This is a genomic window from Brevundimonas sp. CEF1 (assembly GCF_051353055.1).
Taxonomy (GTDB): Bacteria; Pseudomonadota; Alphaproteobacteria; order Caulobacterales; family Caulobacteraceae; genus Brevundimonas.
Genome location: NZ_CP195593.1, coordinates 1,916,410 through 1,930,208, shown reverse-complemented (window position 1 = coordinate 1,930,208; position 13,799 = coordinate 1,916,410). Strand labels below are relative to the sequence as shown.

Annotated in this window: 14 protein-coding genes; all 14 read left to right on the top strand. The window is 65.8% G+C overall.

Going from position 1 to position 13,799, the window contains the following annotated elements:
• Nucleotides 1-3: 3 nt before the first annotated feature.
• A complete protein-coding gene (nuoG, locus tag ACR9FL_RS09955; RefSeq protein WP_436355489.1) occupies nucleotides 4-2,049 on the top strand; it encodes an NADH-quinone oxidoreductase subunit NuoG in 2,046 nt (681 codons plus the stop codon).
• A gap of 3 nt (nucleotides 2,050-2,052) precedes the next feature.
• The gene (gene nuoH / locus ACR9FL_RS09950; protein WP_296178029.1) at nucleotides 2,053-3,129 is read left to right on the top strand and encodes an NADH-quinone oxidoreductase subunit NuoH; all 1,077 of its coding nucleotides are present in this window, start codon (nucleotides 2,053-2,055) and stop codon (nucleotides 3,127-3,129) included.
• The gene (locus ACR9FL_RS09945) at nucleotides 3,129-3,356 is read left to right on the top strand and encodes a hypothetical protein (protein WP_436355488.1); all 228 of its coding nucleotides are present in this window, start codon (nucleotides 3,129-3,131) and stop codon (nucleotides 3,354-3,356) included. Before nuoH ends, ACR9FL_RS09945 begins: the two co-directional genes overlap by 1 nt.
• Nucleotides 3,353-3,565 (top strand): hypothetical protein, encoded by a 213-nt coding sequence (locus tag ACR9FL_RS09940; RefSeq protein ID WP_296178031.1) that lies wholly within the window; start codon nucleotides 3,353-3,355, stop codon nucleotides 3,563-3,565. Before ACR9FL_RS09945 ends, ACR9FL_RS09940 begins: the two co-directional genes overlap by 4 nt.
• Entirely contained in the window at nucleotides 3,565-4,056 is a 492-nt protein-coding gene (gene nuoI / locus ACR9FL_RS09935) for an NADH-quinone oxidoreductase subunit NuoI (RefSeq protein ID WP_003170180.1), read from the top strand. Before ACR9FL_RS09940 ends, nuoI begins: the two co-directional genes overlap by 1 nt.
• 63 nt (nucleotides 4,057-4,119) lie before the next feature.
• Nucleotides 4,120-4,746 (top strand): NADH-quinone oxidoreductase subunit J, encoded by a 627-nt coding sequence (locus ACR9FL_RS09930; protein ID WP_436355487.1) that lies wholly within the window; start codon nucleotides 4,120-4,122, stop codon nucleotides 4,744-4,746.
• Nucleotides 4,746-5,054: an NADH-quinone oxidoreductase subunit NuoK gene (gene nuoK / locus ACR9FL_RS09925; RefSeq protein WP_105563431.1), complete on the top strand. Its 309-nt coding sequence runs from the start codon at nucleotides 4,746-4,748 to the stop codon at nucleotides 5,052-5,054. Before ACR9FL_RS09930 ends, nuoK begins: the two co-directional genes overlap by 1 nt.
• A 13-nt stretch (nucleotides 5,055-5,067) precedes the next feature.
• Complete coding sequence (nuoL, locus tag ACR9FL_RS09920) at nucleotides 5,068-7,131, top strand: NADH-quinone oxidoreductase subunit L (protein WP_436358140.1); 2,064 nt, start codon at nucleotides 5,068-5,070, stop codon at nucleotides 7,129-7,131.
• Nucleotides 7,132-7,136: 5 nt separating this feature from the next.
• Nucleotides 7,137-8,624 (top strand): NADH-quinone oxidoreductase subunit M, encoded by a 1,488-nt coding sequence (locus ACR9FL_RS09915; protein ID WP_436355486.1) that lies wholly within the window; start codon nucleotides 7,137-7,139, stop codon nucleotides 8,622-8,624.
• Between the two features lie 7 nt (nucleotides 8,625-8,631).
• Nucleotides 8,632-10,074: an NADH-quinone oxidoreductase subunit NuoN gene (gene nuoN, locus ACR9FL_RS09910; RefSeq protein WP_436355485.1), complete on the top strand. Its 1,443-nt coding sequence runs from the start codon at nucleotides 8,632-8,634 to the stop codon at nucleotides 10,072-10,074.
• A gap of 6 nt (nucleotides 10,075-10,080) precedes the next feature.
• Nucleotides 10,081-10,827: a biotin--[acetyl-CoA-carboxylase] ligase gene (locus ACR9FL_RS09905; protein ID WP_436355484.1), complete on the top strand. Its 747-nt coding sequence runs from the start codon at nucleotides 10,081-10,083 to the stop codon at nucleotides 10,825-10,827.
• Complete coding sequence (locus ACR9FL_RS09900; protein WP_436358139.1) at nucleotides 10,824-11,630, top strand: type III pantothenate kinase; 807 nt, start codon at nucleotides 10,824-10,826, stop codon at nucleotides 11,628-11,630. Before ACR9FL_RS09905 ends, ACR9FL_RS09900 begins: the two co-directional genes overlap by 4 nt.
• A 6-nt stretch (nucleotides 11,631-11,636) precedes the next feature.
• Complete coding sequence (locus ACR9FL_RS09895; RefSeq protein WP_436355483.1) at nucleotides 11,637-13,313, top strand: ribonuclease J; 1,677 nt, start codon at nucleotides 11,637-11,639, stop codon at nucleotides 13,311-13,313.
• Complete coding sequence (locus ACR9FL_RS09890; protein ID WP_431564843.1) at nucleotides 13,313-13,651, top strand: DUF3088 family protein; 339 nt, start codon at nucleotides 13,313-13,315, stop codon at nucleotides 13,649-13,651. The genes ACR9FL_RS09895 and ACR9FL_RS09890 overlap by 1 nt, the downstream gene beginning before the upstream one ends.
• Nucleotides 13,652-13,799: the final 148 nt, after the last annotated feature.

Below are 13,799 nucleotides of genomic sequence, written 5' to 3'. Positions count from 1 at the left end.
GTAATGCCTATCGCCAAGGTCAACGGCGTCGAAACCGAGTTCGAACCCGGCATGACGGTTCTGCAGGTCGCAGAGCGCGCCGGTCAGGAGATCCCGCGTTTCTGCTACCACGAGCGCCTGTCCATCGCCGGCAACTGCCGGATGTGCCTGGTCGAAGTGAAGCCCGGACCGCCGAAGCCGCAGGCGTCGTGCGCCCTGCCGGCCGCTGAAGGCCAGGAGATCTTCACCGACACGCCGATGGTCAAGAAGGCCCGCGAAGGGGTGATGGAGTTCCTGCTCATCAACCACCCGCTGGATTGCCCGATCTGCGACCAGGGCGGCGAGTGCGACCTGCAGGATCAGGCGGTCGGCTATGGCCGCGACGGTTCGCGCTACGGCGAGAACAAGCGTGCGGTCGAAGAGAAGAACATGGGCCCGACGGTCAAGACGTTCATGACGCGCTGCATCCAGTGCACGCGTTGCGTTCGCTTCATCACCGAAGTGGCCGGCGTGCCGGACATCGGCATGATCTCGCGCGGCGAAAGCGCCGAGATCACGACCTATCTGGAAAAGAACATCGACAGCGAGCTGTCGGGCAACGTCAACGACCTGTGCCCGGTGGGCGCGCTGACGCACCGTCCGTGGCAGTACCACTATCGTCCGTGGGAGCTGAAGAAGACCGAGACCATCGACGTCATGGACGCCCTGGGCTCGAACATCCGCGCCGACGCGCGCGGCGCCGAGGTCATGCGCGTTCTGCCGCGCGTGAACGAGGGCATCAACGAAGAGTGGCTGTCGGACAAGAGCCGCTACGCCGTCGACGGTCTGGCGCGCCAGCGTCTGGATCGCCCCTTCGTTCGTGAGAACGGCAAGCTGCGCGCCGCCTCGTGGGACGAGGCCCTGAACGCCGTCGCCGCCAAGCTCAAGGCGGCTTCGGCTGACCGCGTCGGCGTCATCGCCGGCGACCTGCAGGACGCCGAGTCGATGAAGGCGGCGCTGGACCTGTTCCGCGCGCTTGGCTCGGCCAACACCGACTGCCGTCAGGACGGCGCCGCGATCGGGCAGGGGGCTCGCGAGGGCTGGCTGTTCAACTCCGGCCTGCAAGGCATTGAAAACGCTGACGCCATCCTGATCGTCGGGGCCAATCCGCGCACCGAAGCTCCGCTGCTCAACGCCCGCATCCGCAAGACCTGGCTGAAGGGCGCCGCCGAGATCGGCGTCATCGGCGAGCAGGTCGACCTGACCTATGACTACAACTATCTCGGCGCCGGCTCGAAGACCCTGGGTAAGCTGCCCAAGGCCGCCGTCGACTTCCTGACCAAGGCTGAACGCCCGGCGATCATCGTCGGCGCGGGCGCCCTGATCGGCGACACCGGCGCGGCCGTGCTGAACGCCCTGGGCGCGCTGGCCAAGAAGGTCGGCGTGGTCAAGGACGGCTGGAACGGCTTCAACGTCCTGCACACCGCCGCCGCGCGCGTCGGCGGTCTGGACATGGGCTTCGTCCCGGCCGAGGGCGGTCTGGACGTGGCCGGCATGCTGAAGCCGGGCGCGTTGGACGTGCTCTTCCTGCTGGGCGCTGATGAAGTGAACGCCTCGGGCTCGGACGCCTTCCGCGTCTATCTGGGTTCGCACGGCGACCGCGGCGCGCACGGCGCCGACGTCATCCTGCCGGGCGCCGCCTACACCGAGAAGTCGGGCCTCTATGTGAACACCGAGGGCCGGGTGCAGATGGCGGAACGCGTCGTCTTCCCGAAGGGCGAGGCCAAGGAAGACTGGGCCGTCATCCGCGCCCTGTCGGAACGGGTCGGCTGCAAGCTGCCCTTCGACACCCTGGATCAACTGCGCGACAAGCTGATGGCCGACCATCCGACCTTCGGCCGCATCGACTACCTGGCGCCGGCCGAGTCGTTTGACGTGGCGGCTCTGGGCGCCAAGGGCGATCTGGGCGACGTCGCCTTCGTCTCGACCATCGTCGATCCCTACCTGACCAACCCGATCGCGCGCGCCAGCGAAACCATGGCCGAGCTGTCCGCCGAGCGGACTGCCCCGGTCGTTCTGGCGGCGGAGTAAATCATGGACGCTGCGACCTCCTTCTGGGCCACCCCCCTCGGCTGGACCCTCGCCACCCTCGGCGGCATCCTGATCGTCACGGTCGGGATCCTGATTTCGCTGGCCTTCCTGCTGCTGGCGGACCGCAAGATCTGGGCCGGTGTTCAGCTGCGTAAAGGCCCCAACGTGGTCGGCCCCTTCGGCCTGCTGCAGTCCTTCGCCGACTTCTTCAAGTTCGTGCTCAAGGAAATCGTCGTCCCGTCGGGCTCCGACAAGGTCGTCTTCCTGGCCGCGCCGCTGATCACCTTCATCCTGGCCTTCATCGCCTGGGCGGTGATCCCGTTCGCGCCGGGCTGGGTGATCTCGGACCTGAACGTCGGCGTGCTCTACATCCTCGCGATCAGTTCGCTGGGCGTCTACGGCATCATCATGGGCGGCTGGGCTTCGAACTCGAAGTATCCCTTCCTGGGGTCGCTGCGTTCGGCGGCGCAGATGGTGTCCTATGAGGTCTCGATGGGCCTGGTCATCATCAACGTCATCCTGCTGGCCGGGACGATGAACCTGACGCAGATCGTGACCGCTCAGAACGGCTGGATCTGGAACTGGAACATGTTCGGCGGCGGCCTCGACACCCTGCCGACCATCGTGGTCATGCTGCCCATGACCATCGTCTTCTTCATCTCGGCCCTGGCCGAGACCAACCGCCCGCCCTTCGACCTTCCCGAAGCGGAGTCGGAACTGGTGGCCGGTTATCAGGTCGAATATTCCTCGACGCCCTACCTGCTGTTCATGATCGGCGAATACGCCAACATCGTCTTCATGTGCGCCATGATCAGCCTGCTGTTCTGCGGCGGCTGGAACCCGGGCTTCCCGACGGACTTCCTCGACAGCTGGCCGACCTTCCTAGCCAACCTGTTCTACTTCCTGGTCCTGGCGACCAAGATCGTCTTCTGGTTCTTCATGATCGCCTTGGTGAAGGCCTTCGTGCCTCGCTACCGCTACGACCAGCTGATGCGTCTGGGCTGGAAGATCTTCCTGCCGGCCTCGCTGGTGGCCGTGGTGGTCGTGGCGGCCTGGCGCGTCTTCGCGGTGGGCGCGTGATGGGCGTTCGCGCCACATCACTGCTTGCGCTGGCCTTCGCCGCCGGCCTGTCGGCCTGCACCTTCAAGCCGATGGAGCCGGCTGCGCCCGAAAGCGCGGGCGCGCGCCTGGAACGGGTCGAACGCGAACGGCGCGAGGAAGGCGACAAGCGCGCCTATTGCCAGCGTCTGTCGCGCGACGATCCGCGTTTCGATCGCGACGACTGCAAGCGGCAGGTGGGCGGATGAGACAGGCCGTCGTCATGATGATCGCCCTGGCCGCGCCCCTGCTGGCGTCGGCCTGTGCGCCGTATGAGGCCGATCCGGTCTCGGTCTATCAGTGGGAACGCAAGGTCGAGCAGGTGCAGCGGCAGGAAGCCGAACGCCAGCGCGTCTGTGGAACCCTCGACAAGGAAAGCGCGCGCTATCAACGCGAGTGCGCCGGAGTGAAATCGTAATGCTGACCCGTATCGTTCAGGCGGCCAAGGGCGCGATGCTGACCGACGTGTTCGGCGCCGTCGGCCTGTCGCTGAAATACATGGCCAAGCCCAAGGCCACCGTGAACTATCCGTTCGAGCGCAACCCGCAGTCGCCGCGCTTCCGTGGCGAACACGCGCTGCGCCGCTATCCGAACGGTGAAGAACGCTGCATCGCCTGCAAGCTGTGCGAGGCCATCTGCCCCGCACAGGCCATCACCATCGAGGCCGAACCGCGCGCCGACGGCAGCCGCCGCACGACTCGCTACGACATCGACATGGTCAAATGCATCTACTGCGGCCTGTGCCAGGAGGCCTGCCCGGTGGACGCCATCGTCGAGGGACCGAACAGCGAGTTCGCCACCGAGACGCGTGAAGAACTGCTCTATGACAAGGCCCGACTGCTGGACAACGGCGACCGCTGGGAACGGCTGATCGCGAAGAATCTGGAACTCGACGCTCCGTATCGCTAAACCGAGCCGCGATTCCGTCATGGGATCGCAGCGCAAGATTTTGAAGGGGGCTTTGTCCCACCCATGCTGCAAGGCATAGCGTTTTATCTTCTGGCGACGGTCGCCGTGGTCTCGGGCCTTCTGGTCGTGACCGCGCGCAATCCCGTGCACTCCGTCCTGTGGCTGATCCTCAGCTTCTTCTCGGCCGCGGGCCTGTTCGTCCTGCTGGGCGCAGAGTTCCTGGCCATGCTGCTGGTGGTCGTCTACGTCGGCGCCGTGGCGGTGCTGTTCCTGTTCGTGGTCATGATGCTGGACGTCGACTTCGTCCGCCTCCGCGAAGGCTACGCCCGCTACCTGCCGCTGGCGGGGATCGTCGCCGGCGTGCTCCTGGCCGAGATGATCATGGTGTCGATCACCGTGGTGCAGGGCGGGGCGGCCCGGTCGGCCATCGCTCCCGTCGTCGCCGGCGTTGACGCCAGCAACATCGAGACCATCGGTCGCGTCCTCTACACGGACTACGTCTACTTCTTCCAGGCTGCGGGCATCGTGCTGCTGATCGCCATGATCGGCGCCATCGTCCTGACCCTGCGTCATCGTCCCGGCGTCCGCCGTCAGGACCTGGCCGCCCAGGCCAACCGCGAACGCGCCAAGGCCGTCGAGGTCAAGTCTGTCGCCACCGGCCAGGGCGTCACCCCCGAGGAGCTTCTGTGATGGACATCTCGCTCCAGCACTATCTGGCGGTCGCCGCCATGCTGTTCACCATCGGCGTGTTCGGCATCTTCGTGAACCGCAAGAACGTCATCATCATCCTGATGTCGGTCGAGCTGATCCTGCTCGCGGTGAACATCAACTTCGTCGCCTTCTCGACCTATCTCAACGACGTGTCGGGTCAGCTGATGGCCATGTTCGTCCTGACCGTCGCTGCGGCTGAAGCCGCCGTCGGCCTGGCGATCCTCGTGACCTTCTTCCGTAACCGCGGCGATATCGCGGTTGACGACGCCTCCGTGATGAAGGGCTGATCGGAACGTGACTATCCAGACTCTCGTCACTCTCGGCGTCTTCGCCCCCCTTCTGGGGGCGATGATCGCTGGCTTCTTCGGTCGCAGGATCGGGAACATCGCCTCGCAGTCGGTCACGACCGGCCTGCTCTTCTTCTCGTGCGCGGTCTCGTGGATCGTGTTCAGCCAGTGGACCTGGGGCGGGCTCGAAGCCTTCACCGTCCACATCGCGCCCTTCATCCACGTCGGCGACTTCCAGTCGAACTGGTCGATCCGCGTGGACGCCATGTCGGCCACCATGCTGATCGTGGTGACGACGGTGTCGTCGCTGGTTCACCTCTATTCCTGGGGCTACATGGCTGAGGACGACAGCCGTCCTCGCTTCTTCGCCTACCTGTCGCTGTTCACCTTCATGATGCTGGCGCTGGTGACGGCCGCCGACTTCCTGCAGATGTTCTTCGGCTGGGAAGGCGTGGGTCTGGCGTCGTATCTGCTGATCGGCTTCTGGTACAAGAAGGACACCGCCTCGGCCGCCGCCATCAAGGCCTTCGTGGTCAACCGCGTCGGCGACTTCGGCTTCCTGCTCGGCATGATGACCGTCTTCTGGATGTTCGGCACGATCGAGTTCGCCAAGCTGTTCCCGCAGATCGCCGGCAAGGTCGGCACGGGCTGGGAATTCCTGGGCTACACCTGGTCGGCTCTGGATCTGGCCGGTCTGCTGCTCTTCATCGGCGCCATGGGCAAGTCGGCTCAGTTCTTCCTGCACACCTGGCTGCCGGACGCCATGGAAGGCCCGACGCCTGTGTCGGCCCTGATCCACGCGGCCACCATGGTCACCGCCGGCGTCTATATGGTCTGCCTGCTGTCGCCGCTGTATGAGCACGCGCCGGTCGCGTCGCTGTTCATCGCCATTATCGGCGGGATCACGGCCATCTTCGCCGCGACCGTCGGCATGATGCAGAACGACATCAAGCGCGTGATCGCCTATTCGACCTGCTCGCAGCTGGGCTACATGTTCTTCGCGGCGGGCGTCGGCGCCTATCAGCCCGCCATGTTCCACCTGTTCACGCACGCCTTCTTCAAGGCTCTGCTGTTCCTGGGCGCCGGTTCGGTGATCCACGGCATGCACCATGAGCAGGACATGCGGAACATGGGCGGCCTGTGGAAGCTGCTGCCCATCACCTATGCGGTCATGATGATCGGCACCATCGCCATCACCGGCCTGGGCCTGCCCGGCGTCGGCGGCTTCGCCGGCTTCTACTCCAAGGACTCCATCCTCGAGAGCGCCTATGCGGCGGCGACGACCGGCCATTCGGCCGCGGGCATGTTCGCCTTCGTCATCGGCATCTCGGCGGCACTGCTGACGGCCTACTACTCGTGGCGCCTGGTCTTCATGACCTTCCACGGCACGGCCAAGTGGAAGGAAGAGGAGGGCGCTCACCATGCGGACGCCCATGCTCATGACGCGCACGGTCACGACGACCACGCCCATGATGATCATGCGCACGACGACCACCACCATGGTCCGCTGCATCCGCATGAGAGCCCGCTGCCCATGGTCCTGCCGCTGCTGGTGCTGTCGATCGGCGCCATGTTCGCGGGCATGATCTTCGCCCCGCACTTCATCGGCCACCACGAGGCCGAGTTCTGGCGCGGCGCCATCTTCGTCGGCAGCGCCAACCACGTCCTGCACGAGAGCCACAACGTCCCGACCTGGGTGAAGTGGGCGCCGCTGGTCGTCACCCTGACGGGCACCTTCGCCGCCTTCTGGATCTACATCCTCAAGGAAGGCGTCGCCAAGCAGTGGGCCGAGCGCAAGGGTCCGCTGTGGACCTTCCTCTACAACAAGTGGTTCTTCGATGAGCTGTATGACGCCGTCTTCGTGAAGGGCGCCAAGGCGCTCGGCGACTTCTTCTGGAAGATCGGCGACGTGAAGATCATCGACGGTCTCGGCCCCAATGGCGCGGCCTGGGCTTCGCTGAAATCGGGCGGCTGGCTGTCGCGCTTCCAGTCCGGTTTCGTCTATTTCTATGCATTCGTGATGCTGATCGGCGTGGCTGTGTTCCTTGCCTTCGCCATCTTCACGTGGGGAGCCTGAGCCTCGTGCCTCACATTCTGAGCATCGTCACCTTCCTGCCGCTGGTCGGCGCCGGCCTGCTGCTTCTGGCCGGCATGATGAACAAGGGCGGCCAGGACGCCGCGGCTCCGGCCGCGCGCTGGATAGCGCTCGGCACCACCCTGGTGGTGCTGGCCGTGTCCGTCCTGCTGGTGGCCCAGTTCGATCCGTCGAACCCGGCCTATCAGTTCGTTGAAAACTACGCCTGGTTCGCCGGCGCCGGTTATCACCTGGGCGTGGACGGGATTTCGATCCTGTTCGTCCTGCTGACCGCCTTCCTGATGCCGATCTGCATCATCGCCAGCTGGAAATCGATCGAGACGCGCGTCGTCGAATATATGATCGCCTTCCTGGTGCTGGAGACCCTGGTTATCGGCGTCTTCACGTCGCTGGACCTCTTCCTCTTCTACATCTTCTTCGAAGGCACTCTGGTGCCGATGTTCCTGATCATCGGCATCTGGGGCGGGGCGAACCGGATCTACGCCTCGTACAAGTTCTTCCTCTACACCCTGCTGGGGTCGGTGCTGATGCTGCTGGCCATGCTGTGGATGGCCCATGAAACGGGCACCACCAGCATCCCCGAGCTGAAGAAGTACGCCTTCGACCCCGCCGTTCAGCCGATCCTGTGGCTGGCCTTCTTCGCCTCGTTCGCGGTCAAGATGCCGATGTGGCCGGTCCACACCTGGCTGCCCGACGCCCACGTTCAGGCCCCGACGGCCGGTTCGGTCATCCTGGCCGGCATCCTGCTGAAGCTGGGCGGTTACGGCTTCATCCTGTTCAACCTGCCGATGTTCCCGCAGGCCTCGCAGATGTTCACGCCTCTGGTCTTCACCCTGTCGGTGATCGCCGTGGTCTATACGTCGCTGGTCGCCTTCCGTCAGACCGACATCAAGAAGCTGATCGCCTATTCGTCGGTCGCCCACATGGGCTTCGTGACCATGGGCATCTTCGCCGGCAACGACACGGGCGTGCAGGGCGCGGTCTTCCAGATGCTGAGCCACGGCCTGATCTCGGGCGCGCTCTTCCTCTGCGTCGGCGTGGTCTATGACCGGATGCACACCCGCGAGATCGCCTTCTACGGCGGCCTGACCGCGCGCATGCCCTGGTATGCCGCCATCTTCCTGATGTTCACCATGGCCAACGTCGGCCTGCCGGGCACCTCGGGCTTCATCGGCGAAGTGCTGACGATGACGGGCGCCTATCAGGTCTCGACCTGGACGGCCCTGATCGCGGCTTCGGGCGTCATCTTCTCGGCGGTCTACGCCCTGACGCTGTTCCGCAACGTCATGTACGGCGAGATCAAGAACCCGGCGCTGCAGACCATCACGGACATCGACAAGCGCGAGCTGCTGATCTTCGTGCCGCTGATCGTCGGCACCATCTGGCTGGGCCTCTATCCCAACGCCGTCCTCGACTACACCGGGCCGACCGTTGAGGCCCTGACGACCGCCTATCGCGCAGCCATCGGCGGGTGAGAGCATAATGACTGATCTGTCTTCCGCCCTTCAACTCGCCGCCCCGGAGCTGACCCTTGCGGTCGGCGGGCTGGTGCTGCTCATGCTCGGCGCCTTCACCGGCGAAAAGTCGACGCGCCTGATCTCGAGCTTGTCGATCCTGCTGCTGGCCGCCGCCTCGGTGCTGGCTGCGGTCGGCCCGCTGGGCACGGCCTTCAACGGCGCCTATGTGGCTGATCCGCTGGCCGTCTATGGCAAGGTGGCCATCTTCCTGTCGGCGGCGGTCGCCATCGTCCTGGGCGACGGCTGGATCCACCGCAATGGCATCGCCAAGTTCGAGTATCCCGTCCTGATCGTGCTGGCCTCGGTCGGCATGTCGATGATGGCCTCGTCGGGCGACCTGATCTCGCTCTACATCGGCATCGAGATGCACTCGCTGGCCCTGTACGTGCTGGCCGCCTATCACCGCGACAACCTGAAGGCCTCGGAAGCGGGCCTGAAGTATTTCGTCCTGGGCGCCCTGTCGTCGGGCCTGCTGCTCTACGGCGCCAGTCTGATCTACGGCTTCGCCGGTTCGATGCGCTTCGTCGACATCGCCGCCTTCGCCACGGCCAACCCGGGTCCGGGCCTGATCTTCGGCCTGGTCTTCCTGATCTGCGGTCTGGCGTTCAAGGTTTCGGCCGCGCCGTTCCACATGTGGACGCCCGACGTCTATGAAGGCGCCCCGACCCCGGTCGTGGCCCTGTTCGCCACGGCGCCCAAGATCGCCGCCATGGTGCTGATCATCCGCGTCCTGGTCGAAGGCTTCGGCGTCGCCCACGGTCAGTGGGCCCAGGTCATCATCCTGATCTCGCTGATCAGCTTCGCCGTCGGTTCGTTCGGCGGTCTGATGCAGAAGGACATCCAGCGTCTGCTGGCCTATTCGTCGATCATCAACATCGGCTACGCCCTGCTGGGCGTGGCGGCGGGCACCGAAGCCGGCGTCCAGGCCACGCTGATGTTCATGACCCTCTATGTCATCGACCAGTTCGGCTTCTTCGCCGTCCTGCTGTCGCTGAGCCGCAATGGTCGTCCGATCCGCAAGATCGCCGACCTGGCGGGTCTGAAGAAGGATCGTCCGCTGACGGCGGTGGCCCTGACCATCCTGTCGTTGTCGGCCGTCGGCATCCCGCCGATGTCGGGCTTCTGGGGCAAGTTCTTCGTCTTCGGCGCCGCCGCCGACGCGGGCTACTGGATGGCCGGCGCCGCCGGTCTGGTCGCCTCGGTCGTGGCCGGCTTCTACTACCTGCGCATCATCAAGGTGATGTGGTTCGACGCGCCTGAAACCGATGTCGCCACCGACAAGTCGCCGCTGGAAGCCAAGTGGATCGCCCTCGCGGCCGCCGCCTTCTGCTTCCCGCTGGTGATCGTGGCCCTGACCTGGCTGGAGCCGCTGACTCGCGCCGCCGCCTCGGGCGTCGGGGTCGGGTAAGGGTCTTTGACCGCCCCGGTCCTGATCCTCGACGAAACCGACTCCACCAACGCCGAGGCGCGCCGCCGCGCCGAGGCGGGCGAGGGCGGGCCGCTGTGGATCACGGCGCGGCGGCAGACGGCCGGTCGCGGCCGTCGCGGCCGCAAATGGGAGAGCGAGAGCGGCAATCTCGCCTCCACCTTGCTGCTGCTGACGCGCAAATCGCCCGCCGAGGCGGCGCAACTGACCTTCGCCGCGTCTCTGGCCGTGGCCGACCTGCTGGACCGCTATGTCCCGCCGGCGCTTGTCACGATCAAATGGCCCAATGACGTGCTGCTGGACGGTCGCAAGACGTCGGGTATCCTGATCGAGTCCGGGCCTGCGCCGGCTGGCGGCCTGTGGCTGGCGGTCGGAATCGGGGTGAACCTTAGCCAGACGCCGGGCGAGACCGAACGGCCCGCCACCTGCATCGCCGAACACCTGAACCAGGGCGTAGCCTCGGCCCCCAGCGTCGATGAGGCGGCCCAGGCCCTGGCCGAGACCTTCGGCGTCTGGCTGGACCGCTGGACGACCCTCGGCTTCCAACCCATTCTCGACGCCTGGACCGCGCGGACGCCGGGTCTGCACGGTCCCTGCACGGCGCGGCTGACCAATGAGACCCTGACTGGCACGGCTGACGGGGTTGAGGCGGACGGCTCGCTGCGTCTGAAACTGCCGGACGGATCGCTGCGCGTGATCTCCGCCGGCGACGTCTTTTTCGGAGAGACCGCCTGATGCTGCTGGCGATCGAGCAAGGCAACACCAACACCCTGTTCGCCGTCCACGACGGCAATGAGTGGATCGCCCAGTGGCACACGGCCACCGACGCCATGCGCACGGCCGACGAATACGCCGTCTGGCTGCACCAGCTGTTCGAGATGCGCGGCCAGAAACTGGGAAGCGGTCTGTCCATGAAGGACCTCGACGGCTGCATCATCTCCAGCGTGGTGCCGCAGTCGATCTTCAATCTGCGTAACCTGGCGCGGCGCTATATCGCGGTCGAACCTCTGGTGATCGGCGAGAACGTCAATCTCGGCATCGAGGTTCGCATCCCCAAGCCCAGCGAGGCCGGGGCCGACCGTCTGGTCAACGCCATCGGGGCGCTGCAGGTCTATGAGGGCGATCTGCTGCTGATCGACAGCGGCACGGCCACGACCTTTGACGTGGTGTCGGGCGGCGCCGAGCGGGGGCAGGGCGCATTCGAGGGCGGACTGATCGCGCCGGGGATCAACCTGTCGCTGCAGGCCCTGCACGAAGCGGCGGCCAAGCTGCCGCGCATCGCCATTCAACGCCCCGAGGTCGTCATCGGGCGCGACACCGTCACCTCCATGCAATCGGGCGTCTTCTGGGGCTATATCGCCCTGATCGAAGGGCTGGTGGACCGCATCAAGACCGAGTGGGGCAAGCCCATGACGGTCGTCGGCACCGGCGGCGTCGCCTCTTTGTTTGAAGGCTCAACCCAATCAATCGACCGGTTCGATCCGGACCTGACCATCCGCGGCCTACTCGAAATCTGGCGGCGGAATACCCACCTCTAGGGACGTATGACAAAGAAAACTCAAAACGACGAACTCGTCTTCTTGCCGCTGGGCGGCTCGAACGAGGTCGGCATGAACCTGAACGCCTATGGTTTCGGCCCGGCGCATGACCGCAAATGGATCATCGTCGACGTCGGCGTGACCTTCGGCGACCCGTCCACGCCCGGCGTGGACGTGATCGTGCCCGATCCGACCTTCCTAGAAGGCGAGAACATCCTGGGCATCGTGCTGACGCACGCCCACGAGGACCATATCGGCGCCCTGGGCTGGCTGTGGCCGCGCATCAAGGCGCCGCTCTATGCGACGCCCTTCACCGCCTATCTGATCCGTGAGAAGCTGCGCGACGCCAACATCCTGGACGATGTCGAGCTGAACGAGATTCCGCTGGGCGGCGACCTGAACCTGGGTCCGTTCGACGTGACCTTCGTCACCATCACCCACTCGATCGCCGAGCCGAACGGCCTGGCCATCAAGACCCCGCTGGGCACGGTCCTGCACACCGGCGACTGGAAGATCGACAATGATCCGGTCGTGGGCGAGCGCACCGACGTCGAGACCATCCAGCGTCTCGGCGACGAGGGCGTGCTGGCCATGGTCTGCGACAGCACCAACGTCTTCGTCGACGGCGTCGCCGGTTCCGAAGGCGACGTGAAGGTGGCGCTGGCCGCCCTCATCAAGGACCTGAAGGGCCGCGTCGCCGTGGGCTGCTTCGCCTCCAACGTCGCGCGCATGGACAGCGTGATCCGCGCCGCCGAGGCCGCCGGCCGCCGCGTGGCCCTGGCCGGGCGCTCCATGCACCGCATCACCGCCGCCGCCAAGTCGGTCGGCATGCTGAGCGACGTCAAACCCTTCCTGAGCGAGCAGGAGGCCCGCGTCTGGCCCGAGGACGAGATCCTGTATCTCTGCACCGGCAGCCAGGGCGAGGTCCGCGCGGCCCTGTCGCGCGTGGCCGAAGGCACCCACCCCTTCATCAAGCTGGGCAAGGGCGACCACTGCATCTTCTCGTCGCGGGTCATTCCGGGCAACGAGCTGTCGATCGGCCGCCTGCAGGACAAGATGGCCGACCGGGGCGTGCGCCTCTACACCGAGAAGGACCATCCCGGCATCCACGTCTCGGGCCACCCGTGCCGTGACGAACTGCGCCAGATGTACAACTGGGCGCGCCCGCAGATCGCGGTGCCGACCCACGGCATGCGCCGTCATCTGATGGAGCACGCCCTTCTGGCCAAGGACATGCAGGTCCCGGAAACCGTGACGCCGCGCAACGGCGACATGGTGCGTCTGGCCCCCGGACCGGCCGCCATCATCGATGAAGTGCCCTCGGGCCGTCTGTTCGTCGACGGCGGCATGCTGGTCGAGGAGGCGGGCGAGGCCCTGCGCGAGCGCAAGCACGCGGCGTCGAACGGCGTCCTGGTCGTCAGCTTCGCCATGGACAAGCGCGGCAAGATCGTCAGCGGCATCGACGTGCGCGGCATCGGCCTGCCCGGCGATGCGGACCGTCCTCTGGGCGACATCCTCGACGATCTGGCCGAGCGCGCGGAACAGGCGGTTCGTAAGCTGAAGGGCGAGGCGCTAGAGGACGAACTGGTGGTCGAACAGGCCGTCAGCCGCGCCCTGAAGAAGGCCAGTCAGCAGGTCTGGGATCGTCGTCCCATCGTCGAAACCGTGATCCTGAGACTGTAATGGCTGACCGGCTCTATCTGCTGAACGCCGACTGGTTCGACGACCAGGGCGGGCCTTGGTATTGCCCGCCCGGCGCCCGGATCGAAGGCGTGCTCGGCCTCTATCCGCGCCTGCGCGAGCAGGTTCAGGTCACGCATCTGGACCACCCCCGTCCCCGCGCCGCCGTGGTGGCCGAGGTGGGGGAGGCCAACCAGAGCTGCCCTCTGCTGGTGCTGGACGGCGAGTTCGACTGGCCGGACGCCCAGGTCAGCGCCGAGACCGGCGCCCGCTTCCTGCAGGACGACGACATCCTGCCCTATTGGGCGGCGCGCTATGGGATTGGACGGCCGCACCCGTAGAGAGGGTTCTTTTCCTCCCCACGTGTGGGGAGGGGGACCACGAAGTGGTGGAGGGGGCGGCGCAAACCTTAGCCGTCGTGTCGCCCCCTCCGTCTCGTCGGCTGCGCCGCCGATCCACCTCCCCATGAAATGGGGAGGAGAAGGCGAA